The following is a 21712-nucleotide window of genomic DNA, read 5'->3' as shown; positions in this document are numbered from 1 at the left end:
GTCTTGTGCCTCAGATCGTCAGTGTCGTCGGCCGCTTGCGCAGCCAGAAGGAAGCGAACAGGCGCGTCACCGTCACGGCCGTGAAGACCGAGGTGAAGATGCCGATGGTGAGAACCACCGCAAAGCCCTTGATCGGCCCGGAGCCGAAGTAGAACATCAAAGCGGCGGCGATCACGTTGGTCGTGTTGGCGTCAAAGATCGCGCGCTGCGCTTCCTTATAGCCGGTTTCGACCGTCTGCATGATGCTGCGGCCGCGTCGCTGCTCCTCGCGGATGCGCTCGTTGATCAGCACGTTGGCGTCCACCGCCGCACCGATGGTCAGGACGAAGCCGGCAATGCCCGGCAGGGTCAGCGTCGCGTTGAACAGCGCCATGATGCCGACGATCATCAGCACGTTGAAGATCAGCGCCAGGTTCGCGTAGATGCCGAAGCGGCCATAAGCCATCACCATCAGCAGCAGCACCGCAGCCGTCGCCACGCCGCCGGCGATAATGCCCTTGCGGATGGAATCAGCGCCAAGATCCGGCCCGACCGTGCGTTCCTCCACCACCGTCAGCTTCACCGGCAGTTGGCCGGAGCGCAGCGCGATCGCCAGCTGGTTGGCGCTTTCCACGGTGAAGTTGCCGCTGATCTGCGCCGATCCGCCGAGGATGGGCTCGTTGATGTTGGGCGCCGAGAGCACCGTGCCATCGAGGATCATCGCGAAGGGCTTGTTCACGTTCTGCTGCGTGGTGCGCGCGAACTTGTTGGCACCCGAGCTATTGAAGCGGATGCTCACCACCGGCGCATTGGTCTTGGGATCATAGGATTGCTGGGCGTCGATCAGCTCATCGCCCGCCACCATGGTCTGCCGCTTCACCGCGATGACCGGCTGGCCGAGTGGATTGTCTGGATACGGCACAAGCACGCTGCCCACCGGCGCGATGCCGCGCGCCAAGTCGGCCGGATTGGCCGTCGTGTCGACCAGCTTGAACTCAAGCTGCGCGGTCTGGCCGAGCAGATCCTTGAGCTGAGCGGGGTCCTGAAGGCCCGGCACCTGCACGACGATGCGATTGCTGCCCTGGCGGATGATGGTCGGCTCACGCGTGCCCATCTCGTCGATGCGCTTGCGGATGACTTCCGTCGCCACTTCCATGGCGCTCTCGACGGCGGCGTTGATGCCGGCTTCGGTCGGCGTCACGACGATGGTGCTGCCATCGCGTACCTGCACATCGAAGTCGCGCTGGCCCGTGAGGCCGGCGCCGCGCGTTAGCGGACGGATGCGCTCGACGGCGGCATCCACCTGCGTGGCATCGCGCACCATGAAGCGCAGCGCATTGCCCTGCGTCGACATCTCGCCAATGGCGATGCGGCTATCAGCCCGCCGCAGATCGACGCGGATCGCTTCCTCGATATTCTGGATGCGCTGGCGCGCCACGTCCTTTGTGTCCGCCTCGAGCAGAATGTGACTTCCGCCGGAGAGGTCGAGGCCCAGATTGACGCGCGCCTGCATGAAGCGCGGCAATTGCGAATAGGTCTGGTCGGGCAGGAAGCTCGGCACGGCATAGAGACTGCCGACGACCAGCGCCACAAGGACGAGCCAGATCTTCCAGCGGGGAAAGTCGAGCATGGCCCGTCAGTCGTTCGCGGGCTTGGCGGTCATCGGATCGACGACATCGCTCAGGGTCGCCTTGACCGCCTTCACCTTGATGCCCTGGCCGAGTTCGACATCCACATAGGTGTCGTCCACCCGGGTCACCTTACCGACGAGGCCGCCGCCGGTGACGACCTGATCGCCTTTCTTGACCGCGCCGATCTTGGCGCGATGCTTCTTCATCTGCTGCTGCTGCGGACGAATGAGCAGGAAGTAGAACACCGCAAAGATCAGGATCAGCGGAACGAAGCTCATGAAGCTGGCCATTCCAGAAGAGCCCGGTGCAGCGGCGGCGAGTGCAAAAGTTGTGAACATTGCGATCCTTGAGCAGGGCAATCAGCAGATGGATGAACAGCGCGCCCCGCAGATGCGGCCTCACGCACACTGTTTCAAGGGCGCGCGGCTAGCATATCGCCCCGGTGCAGGCAACCGAGATCGCCGGGCGCCCTTCCCCCGCGCCGCCGCTGCGCCGCGCGCCGGCCGAGCAAAGCGCGCCGAACAATCGCCCCGTCACCCCGCCCCGCCTGCCGGCCACCAGCAAAATGAAAAATCATGCGCAAGGAGGCGCCAACGGACCTTGCAACTTCCGCGCGATACGCCTAGGAGCGCACCTCCGGTCGGGACGTAGCGCAGCCTGGTAGCGCATCACACTGGGGGTGTGGGGGTCGGAGGTTCGAATCCTCTCGTCCCGACCAAATTTTCGCCGTTTCCCCGGACGGCCAGGCAGGCTGAAATTAGCCTAGCATTCACATAGTCCATCACAGTGCTCATTGAGCAACCGCGCTATTAGGATAGCGCCTAAGGATTATCGTCAACACATCGTTCGGCGACACCGGAGCTTCAAACTTTTCTGGCGATGTCACCCAGCCGCATAGCAGTACTGCGCGCTTTACCACCTCAGGCCATCATGCTTCATCACGTCCAGCAAATTGCCCCCTTTCGCCCCCGCTGGTGCCGCAACGTTTAGTCGGATGGCACTGGGCGAGGTGCGCCTTCAGGAGCAGTTTCGCGCTGTTGTCCTGAAACGCGCCGGCTCAGCACGCTCTTAGCCCAAAGCTGCCCCGGCTTTTCCACGAAGCGGTAAGTGATCTCGGCGAACGCGATGACCCCAGCAAACAAAATCAGCGCAAGCACGTCAGCCATCCACGCCCCGCCACCGACATAATTAATGCCATCGATCGACACGACGAGATCGGCTCCCGTGGCTTTCTCCACCGCGCTGAGGACGTTGACGTATCTGTAGAGCAAGAAAGTGTGCACCATATAGATCGAATAAGACAGTAAACCGAGCCTGACAAAGGCAGCCTTGCGCAAAAGCGCGCTGATGGCGCCTCGCTCCCGCGCAAAGATCAACAGGGCGATGAGAAACAGATAGGGTGCGATCAATGTCAGCGCCCCAACGCCGACGAATGCCAAAAATGTGATGATCGCCCCCACAATCAGCAGCTCGATCAACGTGTCACGACCCCTCAAATCGAGCTTTTCCACCTGCGCTATGAGATGCCATGCCACAACGCCGAGTGAGAAGCCGTACAGGCAGCGCACAAGCGCACCATCATGGAAAGCCTGCATGTAACGGTCGGTGAGAAATGGAAGGGCCAGCGGAGCACAGATCGCGATCGCAATGCATATTGGGATCATAAAGCGAGACGCATAGCGCATCAGGAGGGCGAAGATGAGATAGGTCCACACCTCCGCCGCGATCGACCAGCTAGGCCCGTTCCATGTCAGGTCGTCTTGCCCCACGAATATGCCGATCAGAGCGAGCTGGGCGAACCAATCGTCGATGGTAAACGGGAAAGCAAAGGGTTTCCGGCCTCCCAGACCGGGCATGATAGTGGCGAAGACGATCTCAAAGGTGAGAAAAAGCAGTAGCACGAACAGATGCAATGGAAAGATCCGGCCGAGACGGAGCCATATGAACTTGCCCACCGGAAACCCATCCGCGAGTTTCCGGCCATAGCTGGAGGCAATTACGAATCCGGACAGCACGAAGAAGAAATCGACGAACAGATATCCGTTCTTGACGACCTCAAGCTGCGAGATGTGATTTTCGCCTTTGATGTGGATGCACACGATCACGCATGCAAAGATACCGCGCAGGCTATCGAGCACGACATATCGATGGCGACCCGAAGCCGATGTATCTGAATTCTCCACGGTCATTCGCGCTATCTTAAGGGCAATTCCGCGTCAACCGACGCCCCCCCTCAGCCCGTTCCTCTTTCAGTACATTCATGCTTATTTCGGCTAGCTATAGGCAGACGCAGCTATGACTGCTGGCTTCGAGCCTGCTGGTGACAAATGGCGGCGAGCGGTGACGACAGCAACGAGCAATATCACCGTAAGCGCAATCGCGCCCGGCAAGCCTGAGCCTGCCGGGCGCGATGTTGATCGGTTCAAGCGGTCACGCGGCGGGGTTAGCCGCCGCGTGACCCCTTAGAACTTGTAGCCGACCGTCAGACCATAGGTGCGCGGCGGGAGCCAGGTCACGCCGAGAAGGCGGCCTGTCGCCAGAGCGAAGGTGCTGCTCGGGCGGAACACGTCGAACAGGTTCTTGGCCCAGAGCTGCGCGCGGATGCGGCCGTCGTTGGTCTCGTAGGCCAGCGAGGCATCGACCATGGTGTAGGCCGCGCTGCTCTCGATCTCGCGCATATACTCGCTGAAGTAAGTGCGGCTCTTATAGGAGACGTCCACGCTCGGCGTGAAGGTGCCGATGGGCGCGATCACATCATATTCGCCGTGCAGGTTCCACGACCAGCGCGGGCTGTTCCGCGTGTCGTTGCCGGCGAGCTGGATGTTGCCGCCGCTCGGGGCGCCAAAGGCCGTCGGATCGGGGTTGGTCACGGCGTTATACGGCGTGCCACCGGCGATGTTGGCCGGGTTGAGCGGATCGAGCGTCAGATAATCGACGAAATGCGCATCCGTGTAGGATAGCGCACCACTCAGCCGCAGGCCGGGCATCGGGCGCAGCATTGCGTCGAGCTCGATGCCCTTTGCGCGTGTCTTGGCCGCGTTCTGGAAGATCGTGGTGTAGCCCGTCGGTCCACCGGCGATCGTCTTGTTCAGTTGCAGGCCGTTCAGCGTGTAAGCATAGCCAGCGAGGTTCACGGTCAACATGCGGCCGAAGCTCGCCTTGATGCCCGCCTCATGGTTGAACATCTTCTCGGGGTTCACGATGGTGGTGCTGCCTGCGGCATTCTCACCCGAGCCGGCCTTGAAGCCTTCCGAATAGGTGTAATAGAGCAGGATGTCCTGATTGGCCTTCCAGACCAGCCCGGCTTCCGGCGTGAAGTCGCGGAAGGTCTTCTCCACATGCGTGCCCGCGGCGGTGTAGCGGAGCACCGGCCCCACGCCGTTGCGGGTGATGATGATGGAGGGGTTCTCCGACTCCACATGCTCACTGCTCCAGCGGCCGCCGAGCTTCACGCTGAGGCCCGAGAGCGCCTCGCTGAACATGCCAAGCCCGATCTCATACTGGCCGAAGATCGAGAAGGCCTCGGTCAGCAGGTTCGAGCGCGTGCAGACGCGCTTGGGCGCGATGATGTTGCTGCCGCCGGTCACGCCGTTGGGCGAGTAACCGCACAGGCCATAGGCCTCGTTCAGATCGATGCCGGCAGCCTGCAGCACGCCGATATTCTGCGCCATGCCGGTCCGGTTCGCGAGGCCCACATTGTCGATCGGCCGCTGGCGTTCATGGAAGAAGAACACGCCGATGGTGCCGTTCACCCATTCGGACTGCAGGCCGAGGCGCAACTCGTTGCTCCACTGCTTGCTGTCGATCCGGCGCTCCTGCACCGTGGTCGCCTGACCGTTGGTCGGCAGGCTGTCGATCACCGCCGAAAGGTCGAGGTCCTGGAACAGCGAACTCTTGAAGGAGCGGTAGTTGGCGATGTTGGTGACCGTCAGCGCATCGTTGAGCGGCACATTGAGCGTGCCGGTGAAGGCATAGGTCTCGGTCTCAGTGCCCGGGCTGGATTCCGTCGCGAGATCACGCGGGTTGGTCGCATAGCCGCCTACGCCGAGCGGCGCGAGACGGGCCACGCCGGGGAAGGATGCGCGCAGATAATGGATCGCGCCGGAAGCATCGCTCTGGCGGAAATATTCGCCAGAGACTAGCAGCGTCGCCTCACGGCCAAGGTCGAACTCGAGCGAGGCGCGGCCCATGCGGCGGTTGAGATCGTCAACATCCTTGCCGGACACCGGGTTGACGCCATAGCCGTCGCGGTTTTCGGTCTTGATCGCCAGACGGGCGCGAATGCCCTCGGTGATCGGGCCGCTGATCGCGGCTTCGGTCGTCAACGCATTGTAGCTGCCATAGCCGATGCGGCCATAGCCCGAGAAGATGTCCGTCGGGCGGGCGGTGATGACGTTGATCGACCCACCCACCGCGTTGCGGCCATAAAGCGTGCCTTGCGGGCCGCGCAGCACCTCGATACGCTCCAGATCGAAGAGCGAGGTGAGCTGGGCCTCGGCGCGGGCCACGTAAGCACCGTCGACGTGGAAGGCCACGCCGGTGGAGCTGCCCGTGGTCGAGGTGTTGGCACCCACACCGCGAATGAAGATCTTCGCCTGATTGAAATCGCTGCCGAAGTTCACCGACGGCACGATCGTCTGCAGGTCAGAGATGCTGTTGACGCCAGCGCTGGCGATCCGGTCGGCGCCCAAGGCACTGACGGCGGCGCCCACATCTTGCAGCGATTGCTCGCGCTTCTGGGCGGTGACGATGATCTCCATGCCGTCATCGGCGGCGGTCGCTGTCTGGGCGGCCTGCGGGGTTTGGGCGAGGGCGCTCGTCGAGGCCAGGAGCAGCGCGGGGATGGACGCTTGGATGGACAGGGAAATCCGTTTCATTCTCTCTCTTCCGTTTCTGTTATGCTGGCCCTGCGGGATGGGCATGCATGTTCAATGCGCCCGCACTCACTGAATGCAAGACCCGACTGCCCCAAAGGGCAGCCATATCATTCATTCGAGACACAGGTGTAACCTTTGCGCCACGGCTCGCTTTGACCCACGTCAAACCGCCCCGCGCCTTGTCGACACGCGTTGCAAATGCGCATCTGTGCTCGCGAAGGAGGGGCGCCATGCTGGCATGAAGAGCAGCCATGCGCAGTCCGGACGCTACGGAAACGGGAAGCGCCCGAGCCGGCGGTGGCCGGCTCGGGCGCTTGATGATCGGGCGAATCGTCCGCGACGATCCTCAAGAGAGGGAAACGGTGTCGGCGCTATTCCGGGATGGAGCCGTCCTCGTCGTCCATATTCTCCTCGCCTTCATAGGCGCCCATGTCGATGAGGCCGCTGCGATCCATCTGGTTCATCGTGTCCACCAGGTCCGGCGCATCGATGGGCATCACCTGAGCGGGATTCGGCTTGCCGCCATGCTCGGTTTCGGGCTCGCCGCGATAGGGATTGGCCTGCGCATCGGCGGCGACATCCTGCGCCTGCGTGCCGCTCTCATCCTGCTCGGCATTGTCCTTGTCGGGATCGTTGAAGTCCAACGGCGGGGTTTTCTGACTCTGCGTCATGGATAGGCCTCCTATAATGCTGGGGACCAACCCCTCAGCCTTCGGAGGAAGAACGCGCCCCTGCCCCATCGGTTGCCGCGCCCTGCCCCGGCCGCAAGGCGTCCAGTCCAGCCTCGCCCTCCTGGCCGAACAGGCCGCGCACCCGGATTTCCTGCTGCGGCAGCGGGATTTCGATGGCATTCTGGCGCAGGGCATCGTCGATCGCCCAGCAATAGGTCGCCAGCGTGCGCCCCGGTCGTTTGACGGCGGACAGGGTGGGCCAGACGACCAGCTCGAACTTGAGCGCGTTCTCGCCATAGCCGACGAGCCAGACCTGCGTGCGCTTGCGCCCGGCATCGGGCAAAGTCAGCGGCACGGCCTTGGCCGCCTCGATCACGGCGTCGCGCACCTTCTCCTTGTCCGCGTTAAGGGCCGTGCGAAACGGGATATGGACGCGGCGGGTCATGCGGTTGCGCGTCCAGTTGGTCACCTTGCCGTCGATGAGATTGGCATTGGGCACGAGCATGTCGACATCGTCATTGGTCAGCACCGCCGTGGCGCGCGGGCCAATGGAGCGTACCTCGCCCATGGTGCCGTCTTCCAGTTCGACGAAATCGCCCACTTCGATGCTCCGGTCGAACAGTAGCACCAGCCCGCCCACGAAGTTGCGCACGATATCGCGTAGCCCCAAGCCGATGCCGACACCCAGCGCACCGGCGAACAGGGAGAGCGCGGACAGATCCACTCCCAGCGCCGACACCGCCGCTGCAAGCCCGAACGCGACGATGACATAGCGCGCAATCTGCCCGCCGATATGAATGGCGTGGGAGCGCTCCTCCCCCATGGTCTGCTGCGCGCGGCGCACGAACTTCTTGAGCAGCCACACCGCCAGCAGCGCCGTCGAGAAGACGACGATGGCCGAGATGATCGCGCCGATGGTGAGCCCGGACGCCCCGATATAGGCGATGGGTTGGGTCAGCAGTGCATCGGCGCCGTTTAAAGCCACATGGCCTCCTGTGGAGTGACCGCACCGTGAGGGCCGGCTATCGGGATGTCAAATCGGTGGCTTAGTCGAAAAGTTCCGGCCCTCAGCAAGTGCCTCACTTGTCCCGTTGCAAGACAAGCTGTCGCAAAACGGCTTCGCGCGGAGCCATGTCGTGCTATTCCGCAGGACATGGAAACCCGGCGTGATGCCATTTACTATCAGCAACTCGCCCGGGTGGCGCGCTTGAAGGCCGACAACTGTGGCGATGCAGACGTCGCCCGCCGCCTGCGCGAGGCCGCTATATTGCATGAGCGCACTGCCCGCCGCCTCCAGCGGGAAGGATCGCCGAGCCAGCCCGAAGAATAATGCGCAGCATCGATAGGGTCGATTGAGCCATTCGTCGCGATCAGCTAACGCCTCATGGCCTGCGCGATGAGGAGAGACGATTGAAACGGCGTATTTTTGCTTCAGCCCTGCTCTGTGGCCTCGCCCTCTCTGCGGTGGCGCGCGCGGGAGAGACGCCGTTATATCAGCCCTCACCGGACTGGGTCATCGCCGCACAGCTTCCCGCGCCGTCCGCGCTTGCCGCGAGCGGCCCCGCCATCCTCATCTTCGACCGCCAGCAGCGCATCGCAGACGGCAGCCTGTGGACCTACTCGGACACCGCGCAGCGCATCACCTCGGCCGAACAGCTCAACCAGCTCGCCAACCTCACCCTGCCCTGGCTGCCGGACAAGGGCGATCTCATCATCCACGAGCTGGCAATCGTGCGCGATGGTCAAAGCATCGATCTGCTGGCCGGCGGGCGCACGTTCACGGTCATCCGGCGCGAGCAGGCGCTGGAGCGGCGCGAACTCACCGGGCTGCTGACCGCGACCATGGCCGTCGAAGGCCTGCGCGTGGGCGACATCCTGCGCCTGCGCGCCTCCACCACCGGCAAGGACGCCGCGCTTGCCGGCCATGTCCAGGCGCTGACGCCGTTGATCACCGCGCCGGTCACGCTCGGTCAGGGTCGCCTCCGGACCCTGTGGGACAATGACAGCCCGGTCAAATGGAAGGTCGGCATCACCGGCATCGAGGCCAAGCCGGTGCGCGGGGCGCGCTTCACCGAGCTGAGCTTTGCTCTGCCCGGCCCGCGCCAGACGGAGATTCCCTCCGATGCGCCCATCCGTTTTCAGCCGCTGCCACTGCTGGAGGTCTCCACATTCAAGGACTGGGCCGACGTCTCCAGGACAATGTCCCCGCTGTTCGCGACGCAGGGCCTGCTCAAGCCCGGCAGCGCCCTGCTGCAGGAGGTTCAGGCGATCATGGCTGCCGAGCGTACGCCGCTCGGCCGCGCCCAGCGCGCCCTGCGGCTCGTTCAGGACCAGATCCGCTATCTGGCGGTCTCCATGGATGGCGGCAATTATGTCCCGCAAACGCCGGAACAGAGCTGGGCGCTACGCTATGGCGACTGCAAGGCCAAGACACTGATGCTGCTCGCCATGCTGCGCGAAATGGGTATCACGGCAGAGCCCGTGCTCGCCCATGCCCAGCTCGGCGACGCCGTCGTGAAGCGCCTCGCCAGCCCGGCTGCCTTCAACCACATTCTCGTGCGCGCGCAGATCGATGGCGAATCCCTGTGGCTGGACGGCACCGGCATCGGCTCGCGGATCGAGGATATCCACGATACGCCGCCCTTCCGCTATGTGCTGCCGCTACGCCCGGAAGGCGCCGATCTCCTGCTGATCGAGCCGCGCAAGGCCGGCCGCCCCGCCTTCGACCTGACGATGACCATGGATGAGACCGCCAGCATCGATCTGCCGAGCGTGTTCGATCTCTCGCTGGTGTTGCGCGGCCTCGCCGCCATGCAGCTCAACGTCGTGCGCACCCAGCTGGACAGCGAGAAGCAGCAGGAGGTGCTTGGCGAGTTCCTCTCCAGCGTGGTCGGCGACTCCCAGTTTGCGGACATCAGCCTCACCGGAGACGATCAGGCCGGGATCGTGACGATCAAGGCGCGGGGCGTCACCGATTCTGAGTGGGCGTGGACGGACAAGACCATGCGCCGCGCGGTCGACAAAAGCATCTCGTCGATCAGCTTCGCGCCGGATCGCGCACGTGCGGCCTGGTCCGCCATCCCGGTCGCGACGCCGGCGCCCGAGGGCCGCCATGTTCGCACGACCATCCGCCTGCCCCAGCAGGGCGCGGGCTTCCGCGTTGAGGGCGAGCCTGCGCTGGCCGCCCGCATTGCCGGCTATGATTTCAAGCGCGCGCTCAGCCTTGAGAAAGGCGTGCTCACCATCGATGAAAATGTCGATTCCACCGGCATCGAGATCCCAGCCAGCGAGATCGGTGCCGAGAAGGACCGTCTCGCCACCGCGCAATCGCAGGCGCCGCGCCTGATCGCGCCGGCCAATGCCCTGCGCTCGTGGGACATCACCGGCAAGGACCCTACCGGCGCGACCCAGATCGCCGCCGCGCAAGCCGTCTACGCCAAGGCCATTGCCGCCAATGCCGACAAGGCCGCGCCCTATCGCGATCGGGCGACATTCCTCCGCGCGATCAACGATCGCAAGGGCGCCCTTGCCGATCTCGGCAAGGCCATCACGATCGAGCCAGACATCGACCTCTATCTGATGCGCAGCCAGATCCACAAGGAAATGGGCGACCTCAAGGCAGCGCTGGCGGATGCCGAAGCGGGCCGCGCACTCGACCCCGCATCCGTGGGTGCGGTGTTCAGGGTCGCCAACCTGCGCGCCGAAAGCGGCGATCTGGATGGGGCCGTCGCACTGCTGGATCAACGCATTGCGCTGGGCGGCGAATCCCGCCGAACGTTCCAGGAGGGCAAGGCCGACATCATCGGCACTTATGGCGACCCGGCCACGGCGCTTGCGCTTGTCGACACGCTGCTGGAAGACCGGCCGGGCACGCCGTCACTGCTCAACATGCGCTGCTGGATCAAGGGGACGCGGCAGGTCGAGATCGAAACAGCCGCGAAGGATTGCACATCGGCACTGGAGTTGAGCAACAGTCCCTATGGCATTTTGGATAGCCGTGCGGTCGTCTCCTATCGCCTCGGCCGCTATGAGGATGCGCTCCGCGATCTCAATGCCGTGCTGAATGCCGTCCCCAATCTCGCGGAAAGCCGCTTCATGCGCGGCGTCGTCCTCGCCCGCATGGACCGCGGCGCGGAGGGCCAGGCCGATCTCGCCATCGCCCGCCGCATCAAGCCCCGCATCGACGCGGACTATGCGCGCTTCGGCATTGCCCCGTAAGGCAAGGAAGCGAGCATCGAGCACCAGCCTATCCCACCTTTGTCACCCCGGACTTGATCCGGGGTCCAGCTTTCTTGGTGGGATGCTTGAACCTTCGGCTGCATTGAAGCAGCGGGACCCCGGATCAGGTCCGGGGTGACGAGGGAGGAGGTCGCGACCGACGGATGTCCCAACCGGCGCCCGCAAACTCTCAAGCGCGCGCGAGCAGGCCTTCGGTCAGTCCCTCGAACATCCGGCGCCCATCGGTGCTGCCATGGGTCTTCTCGATCGCGCGTTCGGGGTGCGGCATCATGCCCAGCACGTTGCCGCCCTCATTGAGAATCCCCGCGATGTTCCGCGCCGATCCATTGACGGCCTCAGCATAGCGGAACGCAACGCGGCCCTCTCCTTCCAGCCGATCCAGCGTCTGCGCATCGGCAAAATAATTGCCGTCATGATGCGCGACGGGGATGTTGATCGTCTGGCCGGCCTCATAGCCGCTGGTGAATGCGCTCTGGCTGTTCTCCACGGTCAGCGCCACGCTGCGACAAACGAAGTGAATACCGGCATTGCGCATCAGCGCGCCCGGCAGCAGCCCCGCTTCGGTCAGCACCTGAAAACCGTTGCAGATGCCGAGCACATAGGTGCCACGCGATGCCGCCTGAGCGACGGCCTGCATGATCGGCGAGCGCGCCGCCATGGCGCCGGAGCGCAGATAGTCTCCGTAGGAAAAGCCGCCGGGCACGCCGATAAGGTCCAGACCCTCCGGCAGTTCCGTCTCGCGATGCCAGACCATCTCGGGCTTGGCGCCGCTCACGGCCTCGAAGGCCACGGCAAGATCGCGGTCGCAATTGGAGCCCGGGAAGACGATGACAGCGCTTTTCATCGGAAACGTCCTTCCTGTCGCCGGCTCAGCCGATCGCCTCGATGCGGTAATTCTCGATCACCGTATTGGCGAGCAGCTTGCGGCACATGGCGTCGATCTCGTCCTCGCTGGTGCCGTCGGCCAGATCGAGCTCGATGAGCTTGCCGGCGCGGACATCATTGACGCCGCCAAAGCCCAGCCCTTCCAGCGCGTGCTGGATCGCCTTGCCCTGCGGATCGAGCACGCCGGATTTCAAGGTGACGAACACGCGGGCTTTCATCGGGACTGTCCTTGTCATGTTGATCGGTGATGGTGATCGGATGCGCCGGCCCTAGACCCGGTCTTTCGTCGCCGCAAGGGGTGAGCGCGCGTCGATGCGTTGCGCAGCCAGGGCATCGCGCCGAAAACGGTCGAAGCAGCGCCCGCCGACGCGGGCCAGCTCCGCCTCGCCCAGCTGCAGCACAGCGTCAGCTCGCCCGGCGCCGAACAGATCAGCAAAGGCGGTCTCGTAGCGGCTCGAGAGGCCGGGTTGCGCAGCCTCCAGCTGGCGGGGCAGCCATTTGCCGGCGCCATTCCAGCAGTCGCGGGTGCGCAGGCTCAGTTCCGCTAGCAGCGGGTGGAGTCGCGCGCCGATGGCCAGCTTCTCGGAGCGGCTGCGCTCGCCGCGCAGATCGTCCAGGGCGTCCGTGATCTGGTAACGGAGGTCTTCGAGCGCCTCGGCACTCAGCGGCCTCGGCCCCGCCGCGAGCCGCGCCGCGACCTTTGCCTGCAGCACCTTGCCTAGCGCGATCCGCCGCCCGATCACTTCGCCCTCGGCCACCATAGAGAGCAAGGAGGGGCGCCCCTTGGCAATATCCTGCTCCATGAACCAGGCGAGCGTGGAGGGATCGTGCACGAACATTTCGACCGGCACGCCGTCGACCGTCTCCGATTCCCGATGCGCCAGCGGCAGCGCGCGATAGACCACCACCAGATCGATATCCGACCAGGCGCGCCCTTCACCGCGCATGATGGAACCGGCCACAAAGGCGTAATCGGCTCCGGGAAAGCGTTCGAGGAAAATGGACTTGGCAATGGCCAGCGCGCGCGCGGGATCGGTCATCATGATGGCGGCGCCTTATCAGCCCCGCGCGCGGAAGAAAATGCGCCTGAGCCAGAGCGGATCGGGTTTGAGGTGGTGGCGGGCTGGGGCGGATCGGAAGCGCTCGGGCGCGGACAACTTAGGCCCCCACCGAAGGAACGCGCCCTTCTCCTTCCTCCGTCATTCCCGCGAATGCGGGAATCCAGGTCCGTGCCGGCGCGTTAAGGCGACGTCGAAGCTGGATTCCCGCGTTCGCGGGAATGACGAGGATGAGGCCGCTATACCAAAATCGTGAAGCGGCGGCTGGACTACCGAATCCGATAAAAATCCCCCACCCGATCCAGCGCGAAGCCCAGCACCAGCTTGCCCGCCCGCGCCGGCCAGCCGAGCGCGCGTTCGGCGGCGACGAGGCTTTCGCACGCGCAGACGACCCGCCACAGGATATCCACCAGACCGGGGCCAGCCGCCGCCAGCGCGCCATTCAGCCGATCGCGCGCGCTCATTCCGGCGAGCGTCGGCGCTTGGCCGGGCGCCCCGCCCCGCCCGGCGCGAACGGGTACAGCCGCCAGATCCCAGTTCATCGTCACGCGCGCACCCATGCCGGCCTGTTCCCAATCGCGGCGCAGCGCCTCGGCGGCATCGAACTGCCGCTGGCTCAGCATCCCACGGGCATGGAGCCAGCTCGTCGGCGATTCTGCCATGTTGACCATCACGCGCTCGCGCCGCCCATCGGGTCCTTCGATCACTCGTTCCACTGTCTTACCGCGCCGTTCAGCCATGCCCTGCGTCTCCCGTTTCGAGTCGCAAAGACCATTGCCATGTGGCGACAAATGTAGGACATAGCGAACCGATGAGGTTAACAAATCAGGTGAGCCGATGATTACGAGGATCAGGGAAGTCCGCAAGGCGCGGGGCCTCACGCTGGAGGGAGTGGCGGCCCGCTGCGAACCCCCAACCACGGCCCAGACCATCGGTCGCCTCGAAACAGGCACGCGAACCGTATCGGTGAAATGGCTCAACCGTATCGCCGCCGCGCTGGATGTGCAGGCCAGCGATCTGGTCGATCTGCCCGCCAGCGAGAAAGTTCCCGTCGCCGCGCTGGTCGGCCCAGACGGCGCCGGCGCGCCCAGCCGCCCGCTCACGCTGGTGCCGCCCGCCGTGCCCAAAGGCGCGCTTGGCATCCGCATGACCGCCGCGCTTGGCGATTACCGCGCCGGAGACGAATTGTGGTGCGAACCCCTGCCGCCGGAGCGGTTCGCCGACGCGCTCAACCGCGACGTGCTGGTGCCCCGCCCCGCCGGCCGCTTCCTCTTTGGCCGCCTCATCGGCCGCGACGGCGCCATGCTCCACCTCCTCCCGCTCGGCATCGGCATGCGCCAGCAAGTGGTGAACGACCCCGCCTGGATCGGCTTGCCGGTGCGGCTGATCAGGGATTTGTGAGGTGTTTCGTTCCCGCTAAGCGCCTTGCCAAAATTAGTGTTATCCACTAATTTTGTCGGATGGACAAAGCGATCAGCGCCAGCGAGGCTAACCAGCATTTCTCGGAACTTCTTCGCGAAGTTTCGGAGGGCGAGAGCTTTACTGTGATGTCGCGCGGACGACCCGTTGCCCGTGTCCTCCCCATCGATCGGCATCAGGAAGCACAGTCGGTCCGCAATTTGCTCGCATTTGTGGCCGATCTACCGGTCCGCCACGCCGGGGCATGGTCGCGTGACGATCTCTACGAATGAGCCGCATTGCGCTCGACAGTAACATCCTCGCCTATCTCGCAGGGGTGAGCCGCGCCCCGGAGGATGACCCCAAGATCGCAAAGATCCGCGCATTGGTGGCGCAGCTTGCCGAGGTGGCAAGCCTCATCGCACCGGCACAGACCCTCGGCGAACTGTTCGTCGTCCTGCGCCGCGCCGGCGCCAGTGCCGACGAGGCCCGGGCCATCCTACTTGAATTCGCGAGCGCATTCGGCAGCTCGGCTTCCGAGGCGCGCACTGCTCTGGCGGCGGCCGATCTCGTGGTCGATCACAAACTGCAGTTCTGGGATGCCCTGATTGTCACGGCAGCGGCGGAAGCGGGCTGCAGCCTGCTCCTGTCCGAGGATATGCAACATGGCTTCGTCACGCGCGGCCTGACTGTCATCAACCCGCTGGCACCCACATGGCACCCGAAGCTCAAGGCCCTGCTGAAAACCGCGACCGGTTAAGGCTGCGGCTTACTCCGCGGCGTTCGCCACGCCCGCCGCGCCCGGCTCCGCCACCGGGATGGTCCAGATCGTCACATTCATGAACATTACCATCGCCGCGACGATCATCAGCCAGCCGCGCTTGGCATCGTGCCGCCAGCCGATCATGTAGATGCCGCCCACGCCCAGCGCGATGCCGGCGAGCATGAGGATGGAGAGAATGGTCCCGCTCATGGCCGCCCGATAGCGCCAGCCGCGCGGCCACGCAATCCACGGTGGCATTCTGGGCCCGCGGATACTAGATAGCGGCGCGAAGCCGACTCGTTCAGATTCAGAGTTGGGCCGGGGACCTTCTGCCATGCGTATCGCCATCGCTTCCGACCATGCCGCAACCGACCTCAAGGCCGCGCTGGCCGAGTGGTTGCGCGAGCAGGGTCATGATGTGAACGACCTTGGCCCGGCCGCGGGCGAGAGCGTCGACTATCCCGATTATGGCTACAAGCTGGCCGCAGAGATCGCGGCCGGTCGCGCCGAGCGCGGCGTGGCGCTGTGCGGCTCGGGCATCGGCATTTCCATTGCCGTCAATCGCGATCCGGCCTGCCGCTGCGCGCTGGTGAGCGAGCCGCTCTCCGCCCAGCTTTCGCGCGAGCATAATGATGCGAATGTGATCGCGATGGGCGCCCGCCTGATCGGCCCGGAAATGGCCAAGGCCTGCCTCACCGCTTTCCTCACCACCGATTTCGGCGGCGATCGCCACGCCCGTCGCGTCGGTAAGCTCGGCAATCCGCCAGCGCTCGCAACGACGGCGTGATGCCGCGCCCGATCCGTTGAACACAGACGTCTGATAACAAGGAACATCCGCTCATGACTGCCTCGCCAGCCGCTGCCGATCTCGACAACCAGCCCGCCGTCCGCGCTCAGGGCTTTTTCTCGACCGGCCTTGCGGACGCCGATCCGGAGGTTTTCGCCGCCATTCAGGGCGAGCTCAAGCGCCAGCAGGACAAGATCGAGCTGATCGCCTCCGAGAACATCGTCAGCAAGGCGGTGCTGGAAGCGACCGGCAGCGTGTTCACCAACAAATATGCCGAGGGCTATCCCGGCAAGCGTTATTATGGCGGCTGCGAGTGGGCCGACGTGGTGGAGAACCTCGCCATCGAGCGCGCCAAGAAGCTCTTCGGTTGCGACTTCGCCAACGTGCAGCCCAATAGCGGCAGCCAGATGAACCAGGCAGTGTTCCTCGCGCTGCTGCAGCCGGGCGACACCTTCATGGGCCTCGATCTCTCGGCGGGTGGCCACCTCACCCACGGGTCGCCGGTCAATATGTCCGGCAAGTGGTTCAACTGCGTGTCCTACGGCGTGCGCAAGGAAGACCAGCTGCTCGACATGGACGAGGTGATCGCCAAGGCGCGCGAGCACAAGCCCAAGCTCATCATCGCGGGCGCGACCGCCTATCCGCGCGTGTGGGACTTCGCGGCTTTCCGCGCGATTGCCGATGAAGTGGGCGCCTATCTGTTGGTCGACATGTCGCACTTCTCCGGCCTCGTCGCAGGCGGCGCGCATCCCTCGCCCTTCCCGCACGCCCATGTCGTGACGACGACCACGCACAAGTCGCTGCGTGGCCCCCGCTCGGGCATCATTCTCACCAATGACGAGGCGCTGGCCAAGAAGTTCAACTCGGCCGTCTTCCCCGGTCTGCAGGGTGGCCCGCTGGTGCATGTAATCGCCGCCAAGGCCGTCGCCTTCGCCGAGGCGCTGCAGCCCGAGTTCAAGGCTTATGCCCACCAGATCGTCGCCAACGCCAAGGCGCTGGCGGCCAGTCTCGCCGACGCTGGCGTGGCGGTGGTATCGGGCGGCACAGATAATCACCTGATGCTGATCGACCTGCGCTCGCGCAACACGACCGGCAAGGCGGCCGAGAAGGCGCTGGATCGCGCCTACATCACCTGCAACAAGAACAGCGTGCCGTTCGACACGGCGAGCCCGTTCGTCACCTCCGGCCTGCGCCTCGGCACCCCGGCGGGCACGACGCGCGGGTTCCGCGAGGCCGAGTTCCGCCAGATCGGCGGCTGGATCGCCGAAGTGGTCGAGGGGCTGCGTCGCAATGGCGATGAAGGCGATGGCCAGATCGAGGCGCATGTGCGTGAGAAGGTGAAGGCCCTCACCGTCGCCTTCCCGATCTACTGAGCAAGGACCGCGACCGATGAGCAAGCCCGACGATCTCGCCCAGCGCGCCAAGGCGGAAGCCACCGGCATGGCCAAGCAGGGGCTTGCCCATCCCTCCACCAAGCCAGTGCTGACCGGTGCGGCCATTGGCGCCGTGGCCGGGCTGGTCCTTCCGGTGGTCTCGCTGCCGCTGGGCCTTGTGGCCGGCGCCGGTATCGCTTTCTGGCAGAGGATTCGCCGCTAGATGCGCTGCCCTTATTGCGCCCATGAAGACAGCCAGGTGAAGGACAGCCGCCCCACCGAGGACGGCGCCGCCATCCGCCGCCGCCGCCAGTGCGAAGGCTGCGGCGCGCGCTTCACCACGTTCGAGCGCATCCAACTGCGCGACATCGCCGTCGCGAAATCGAACGGCACCAGCGAACCCTTCGACCGGGACAAGCTCGCGCGCTCCATCGAAATCGCCTGCCGCAAGCGGGCGATCGACACGGTGCGCATCGAGCGGCTGGTCTCCGGCATCCAGCGCCAGCTGGAAACCAGCGGCGAGACGGAAGTGCCCGCCGCCCGCATCGGCGAACTTGCGATGGAAGGCCTCAAGGGCCTGGACAGCGTCGCCTATATCCGCTTCGCCAGCGTCTATCGTGATTTTACCGAGGCGAAGGATTTTGAGTCCTTTGCGGGGTCGATCCGTGAGGTTGGCCGGGAGTGAGGCTGAGACCTGCCCCACTCACGTTCGCCCTGAGTAGTCACGAGCCCGTCGAAGTGGCGTATCGAAGGGCCTTGCCATGAGCTTCTACACCTATCTGCTGAAGTGCGCCGATGGCAGCTATTACGCCGGCCATACGGACAATCTGGACCTGCGCATTGCCCAGCATGAGTCTGGATCAATTCCCGGCTACACAGCAACGCGCTTGCCGGTCGCTCTTTCGTGGTCGGAATCGTTCGGAACTCGCGAGGAAGCATTGCGTGCGGAGCTTCAAATCAAGGGCTGGTCGCGCAAGAAGAAGGAAGCGCTGATCGCGGGAGATTTTGCGGCCCTCAAGGAAGCGGCGCGCAAGTCCTTCGATACGCCGCTTCGACAGGCTCAGCAGCAACTCAGGACGAACGGGGAAGAAACAGCCGCATTTCCTTCCGTCAGCGCTCCTGCCTCGCCTGCGCTCAGCTCGGCCCTTCGACTTCGCCCAGGGCGAACGGAGGAAAGTGAGCAAGTACAAGGGCATGACACCCCACGCCCCGTCATCGTCCTCGTCCGCCCTCAACTCGGTGAGAACATCGGCAAGGCGGCGCGGGCGATGCTCAATTTCGGGCTGACGGAGATGCGGCTGGTTACCCCGCGCGATGGCTGGCCCAATCCGGCGGCAGGCCCCGCAGCGGCGGGCGCGGACGAGGTTCTGGCCAACGCGCGGGTTTTCGAGACGCTGGCCGATGCCGTGGCGGACTGTCCGCATGTCTATGCCACCACCGTGCGCAAGCGCGGCGTGACCAAGCCTGTCGTGACGCCGGAAGAAGCCGCGCGGGATATCCACCTTGCGCAGGGGCGCAGTGCCATCGTCTTCGGCCCGGAGCGTTCCGGGCTGGAAACCGACGATGTGGCGCTTGCCCGGGCTATCCTCACGGTGCCGATCAACCCGGAGTTCGGCTCGCTCAACCTCGCGCAGGCCGTCATCCTGTGCGCTTATGAGTGGTCCAAGCAGGCGGCGCTCAGCCAGCCCACCCACACCGACCTGCTGCCCCCCGCCCCGCAGGAAGAGCTGGAGGGCATGATCGCCCAGCTCGATGGCATGCTGGAGCAAGCCGGCTATTTCTACCCGCCAGATCGCGCCCCGGCGACACGGCGCACCCTGCGCGGCGTGCTCACCAAGCCCGGCTGGAACAGCCTGGAGGTGCGGACGCTGCGCGGCGTTCTTTCCGCGCTCGCCAATCCGCGCCCGCGCTGACAATCAGCGACGCTGACACCGCGCGACAGGCCCATTGAGGCCCATCTTGCGCGTCAAAACCGACGAACCTCCCTGCCATCGCGGCCAGCCGTGCCACCGCTCTGGTGCCCGAGCGCTTTCTTGTTCAAGGCTGGTGCGCGTCAGGAAGAAGAATGAGAACAGACGTTTCGGGTCGTGAACATCATTGGGACGCCATGCGCGCCCTGCTCATGCTGCTCGGCATTCCCTATCATGTCGCCATGGCCTACCGCGCCAATGACGTGTGGATCGTAAATGCGGGCGAAGGCGATCTGGTTTTCACTTGGATCGCCGGCATCATCCATCTGTTCAGAATGCCCGCTTTCTTTGTCATTGCTGGCTATTTCGCTGCACTTCTGCTGATGCGCCGCGCGCCCGGTGCGTGGATGAAGAATCGCCTGATCCGCCTCGGCCTGCCCTTCATCGCGGCGCTACTCACCCTCAATCCGCTGCTTAACCTGTTCTGCGAACTCTCCAATTTCAGCCTCTGGGGCGCCTTGGGCTCGCTGGAGAAGAACAGCCTGCAATCCGGCGGATATTGGGTGCGGCATTTGTGGTTCATCATCGTGCTGCTTTATCTGTGCGGCGCGGCCGCTCTGCTCTGCCATCTCGCGCCGCGCGCGGCGCAGGCTATGCTTCCCGCCCGTATCGATGACTGGCTTGGCCGGCATATGGCAGCGGCCGTGATCGGCCTCGGCGTCGTGATCGGCGCTTGGCAGGCCGGGGCGATCGAGCTCTTCTATGCCTGGGGTTTTGCCACCAACCTGCCCCAGCAAATCCTGCGGATCGACCAGTTGATCCAGTTCGCGCCGTGGTTCGCGCTTGGCTGGCTGGTCTGCCGCGCCCCGCAGTTCCGCGCAGCACTGCACAAGCCTTCCGCGTTGCTTGCGCTGATCGCCCTCGCCGCCACCCTGCTCTACCTCCAGATCGGACGAGACGTGCATCCGATGACCGAGCGGTTCATCGGCACCATTGCGGCGATCACCATGACCCAGGCCCTCATTGCCGCCATGAAGCGGCTGGCCGACAGGCCAAGCCCGGCAGTGCAGGCGCTGGTGAGCGGGGCCTTCGTGATTTATCTTGTCCATCTGCCGATTACGGCCGGTCTCGTGGTCGTCGGCCAGCACATCCCCATGCCGGTGGTGGTAAAGGCGGGCGTGATCACCGCGCTCACAATGGCGCTCAGTTGGGGCTGCTGGCGCATCGTCCAGGCCTCCCCTACCCTGCGCCTGCTGTATGACGGCGTGGGGCCGGAGCTTCCGCGCCTGACCACACCCCCCGCGCGAAAGACCGCCACCGCGACGGCACCTTGACTTTCCGCCCCTCGCCCGCCATAGGCGCGCCTTCGCAATCGGCCCCGCACCCCGGTGCAGCGGCGGCCCTGCCTCTGAAAATGAGTGTCAGGCGAAAGACCGGGATCGACGCCAAACCCTTTCAGGGCGCGGCAGACGTTGTTCGCAATTGAAGGAAAGTCATCATGACGAAGCGCACAAGCGCCAAGTACAAGCTCGACCGTCGCATGGGCGAGAACATCTGGGGTCGCCCCAAGAGCCCGGTCAACAAGCGTGAATATGGCCCCGGTCAGCACGGCCAGCGCCGCAAGGGCAAGATGTCCGACTACGGCATCCAGCTGCGCGCCAAGCAGAAGCTCAAGGGCTATTATGGCGACGTGACCGAGAAGCAGTTCAAGAAGAGCTACATCGAAGCCAGCCGCATGAAGGGCGACACCAGCCAGAACCTCATCGGTCTGCTCGAGCGTCGTCTGGACGCGGTTGTCTACCGCGCCAAGTTCGCGCCGACGATCTTCTCGGCCCGCCAGATCGTCTCGCACGGCCACATTTATGTGAACGGCGTGAAGTGCAACATCGCCTCGCGTCTGGTGAAGCCGGGCGACGAGATCACGCTTGGCAAGAAGGCGCAGGAAATGGCGCTCGTTCTCGAAGCTCAGAGCCTGCCCGAGCGCGACATCCCCGACTATCTCGCCCCCGATGGCGCCACCAAGATCACCTACACCCGCGTCCCCACGCTGGACGAGGTGCCCTATCCGGTGAAGATGGAGCCGAACCTGGTCGTCGAGTTCTACTCGCGCTGATCGATCGGCCTCTCAGGCAGATTTCAGA

At 64.5% G+C, this 21712-nt stretch carries 22 protein-coding genes and 1 tRNA gene; 12 read left to right on the top strand and 11 right to left on the bottom strand.

Annotation, left to right across the window (positions count from 1 at the left end):
- Positions 1-10: 10 nt before the first annotated feature.
- Complete coding sequence (secD, locus tag M2343_RS03150) at positions 11-1609, bottom strand: protein translocase subunit SecD (RefSeq protein ID WP_264573108.1); 1599 nt, start codon at positions 1607-1609, stop codon at positions 11-13.
- 6 nt (positions 1610-1615) lie between these two features.
- Entirely contained in the window at positions 1616-1948 is a 333-nt protein-coding gene (gene yajC / locus M2343_RS03145; RefSeq protein WP_181559997.1) for a preprotein translocase subunit YajC, read from the bottom strand.
- Between the two features lie 303 nt (positions 1949-2251).
- Between yajC and M2343_RS03140 the strand changes: the two genes are divergently transcribed.
- A tRNA-Pro gene (locus tag M2343_RS03140) sits at positions 2252-2328 on the top strand.
- Positions 2329-2596: 268 nt separating this feature from the next.
- Here M2343_RS03140 and M2343_RS03135 read toward each other — a convergent pair.
- The 4 genes from M2343_RS03135 to M2343_RS03120 form a co-directional block, all read right to left on the bottom strand.
- Positions 2597-3799 carry an acyltransferase family protein gene (locus M2343_RS03135; RefSeq protein WP_264575565.1) on the bottom strand — a complete coding sequence of 401 codons (1203 nt, stop codon included), beginning with the start codon at positions 3797-3799 and terminating at the stop codon, positions 2597-2599.
- Between the two features lie 273 nt (positions 3800-4072).
- On the bottom strand, positions 4073-6487 hold the full coding sequence (locus tag M2343_RS03130) for a TonB-dependent receptor (RefSeq protein ID WP_264575564.1): 2415 nt from the start codon (positions 6485-6487) through the stop codon (positions 4073-4075).
- A 371-nt stretch (positions 6488-6858) separates the two neighbouring features.
- Positions 6859-7158: a hypothetical protein gene (locus M2343_RS03125; protein ID WP_181560002.1), complete on the bottom strand. Its 300-nt coding sequence runs from the start codon at positions 7156-7158 to the stop codon at positions 6859-6861.
- A gap of 34 nt (positions 7159-7192) precedes the next feature.
- Positions 7193-8143, bottom strand: coding sequence for a mechanosensitive ion channel family protein (locus M2343_RS03120; RefSeq protein WP_181560003.1), 951 nt, complete (start codon positions 8141-8143; stop codon positions 7193-7195).
- A 425-nt stretch (positions 8144-8568) separates the two neighbouring features.
- Here M2343_RS03120 and M2343_RS03115 point away from each other — a divergent pair, with 425 nt between their 5' ends.
- Positions 8569-11376, top strand: coding sequence for a DUF3857 domain-containing protein (locus tag M2343_RS03115; protein WP_264575563.1), 2808 nt, complete (start codon positions 8569-8571; stop codon positions 11374-11376).
- A 190-nt stretch (positions 11377-11566) separates the two neighbouring features.
- Here the strand turns inward: M2343_RS03115 and purQ are convergent, their stop codons facing one another.
- The 4 genes from purQ to M2343_RS03095 all read right to left on the bottom strand — a co-directional run bounded on the left by purQ (position 11567) and on the right by M2343_RS03095 (position 14080).
- The gene (purQ, locus tag M2343_RS03110; protein ID WP_181560005.1) at positions 11567-12241 is read right to left on the bottom strand and encodes a phosphoribosylformylglycinamidine synthase subunit PurQ; all 675 of its coding nucleotides are present in this window, start codon (positions 12239-12241) and stop codon (positions 11567-11569) included.
- Positions 12242-12266: 25 nt separating this feature from the next.
- Entirely contained in the window at positions 12267-12500 is a 234-nt protein-coding gene (gene purS, locus M2343_RS03105) for a phosphoribosylformylglycinamidine synthase subunit PurS (RefSeq protein WP_264570683.1), read from the bottom strand.
- A 51-nt stretch (positions 12501-12551) separates the two neighbouring features.
- The gene (locus M2343_RS03100) at positions 12552-13325 is read right to left on the bottom strand and encodes a nucleotidyltransferase domain-containing protein (RefSeq protein WP_264575562.1); all 774 of its coding nucleotides are present in this window, start codon (positions 13323-13325) and stop codon (positions 12552-12554) included.
- A gap of 284 nt (positions 13326-13609) precedes the next feature.
- Entirely contained in the window at positions 13610-14080 is a 471-nt protein-coding gene (locus tag M2343_RS03095) for a DUF6456 domain-containing protein (RefSeq protein WP_181560008.1), read from the bottom strand.
- A gap of 97 nt (positions 14081-14177) precedes the next feature.
- Between M2343_RS03095 and M2343_RS03090 the strand changes: the two genes are divergently transcribed.
- Genes M2343_RS03090 through M2343_RS03080 form a run of 3 tightly spaced genes read left to right on the top strand, consistent with a single transcriptional unit; the run spans position 14178 to position 15498 of the window.
- Positions 14178-14741 (top strand): helix-turn-helix domain-containing protein, encoded by a 564-nt coding sequence (locus M2343_RS03090; RefSeq protein WP_181560009.1) that lies wholly within the window; start codon positions 14178-14180, stop codon positions 14739-14741.
- A gap of 59 nt (positions 14742-14800) precedes the next feature.
- On the top strand, positions 14801-15031 hold the full coding sequence (locus tag M2343_RS03085; RefSeq protein WP_264575561.1) for a type II toxin-antitoxin system Phd/YefM family antitoxin: 231 nt from the start codon (positions 14801-14803) through the stop codon (positions 15029-15031).
- Positions 15028-15498 (top strand): PIN domain-containing protein, encoded by a 471-nt coding sequence (locus tag M2343_RS03080; protein WP_264575560.1) that lies wholly within the window; start codon positions 15028-15030, stop codon positions 15496-15498. Before M2343_RS03085 ends, M2343_RS03080 begins: the two co-directional genes overlap by 4 nt.
- Before the next feature lie 9 nt (positions 15499-15507).
- Here M2343_RS03080 and M2343_RS03075 read toward each other — a convergent pair whose 3' ends face one another.
- The gene (locus tag M2343_RS03075) at positions 15508-15711 is read right to left on the bottom strand and encodes a hypothetical protein (protein ID WP_181560011.1); all 204 of its coding nucleotides are present in this window, start codon (positions 15709-15711) and stop codon (positions 15508-15510) included.
- 124 nt (positions 15712-15835) lie between these two features.
- Between M2343_RS03075 and rpiB the strand changes: the two genes are divergently transcribed.
- From rpiB to rpsD, 7 genes are all read left to right on the top strand, one after another.
- Complete coding sequence (gene rpiB / locus M2343_RS03070) at positions 15836-16288, top strand: ribose 5-phosphate isomerase B (RefSeq protein WP_264575559.1); 453 nt, start codon at positions 15836-15838, stop codon at positions 16286-16288.
- A gap of 53 nt (positions 16289-16341) precedes the next feature.
- Positions 16342-17661 carry a serine hydroxymethyltransferase gene (gene glyA, locus M2343_RS03065; protein ID WP_264575558.1) on the top strand — a complete coding sequence of 440 codons (1320 nt, stop codon included), beginning with the start codon at positions 16342-16344 and terminating at the stop codon, positions 17659-17661.
- Positions 17662-17677: 16 nt separating this feature from the next.
- Entirely contained in the window at positions 17678-17884 is a 207-nt protein-coding gene (locus tag M2343_RS03060; protein ID WP_264570690.1) for a hypothetical protein, read from the top strand.
- A complete protein-coding gene (nrdR, locus tag M2343_RS03055; RefSeq protein ID WP_181560014.1) occupies positions 17885-18346 on the top strand; it encodes a transcriptional regulator NrdR in 462 nt (153 codons plus the stop codon).
- Positions 18347-18422: 76 nt separating this feature from the next.
- Positions 18423-19574, top strand: a complete 1152-nt coding sequence (locus M2343_RS03050) for a TrmJ/YjtD family RNA methyltransferase (protein WP_264575557.1) — start codon at positions 18423-18425, stop codon at positions 19572-19574.
- A 152-nt stretch (positions 19575-19726) separates the two neighbouring features.
- Complete coding sequence (locus tag M2343_RS03045; protein ID WP_264575556.1) at positions 19727-20905, top strand: acyltransferase family protein; 1179 nt, start codon at positions 19727-19729, stop codon at positions 20903-20905.
- 164 nt (positions 20906-21069) lie between these two features.
- Positions 21070-21684, top strand: coding sequence for a 30S ribosomal protein S4 (gene rpsD, locus M2343_RS03040; protein WP_181560017.1), 615 nt, complete (start codon positions 21070-21072; stop codon positions 21682-21684).
- Positions 21685-21712 lie beyond the last annotated feature (28 nt).

The sequence above is a fragment of the Sphingobium sp. B8D3B genome (assembly GCF_025961875.1).
In the GTDB taxonomy this organism is placed as follows: domain Bacteria; phylum Pseudomonadota; class Alphaproteobacteria; order Sphingomonadales; family Sphingomonadaceae; genus Sphingobium.
Note: the sequence above shows the minus strand (reverse complement) of the source record. Positions and strands in the feature narration are given on the sequence as shown.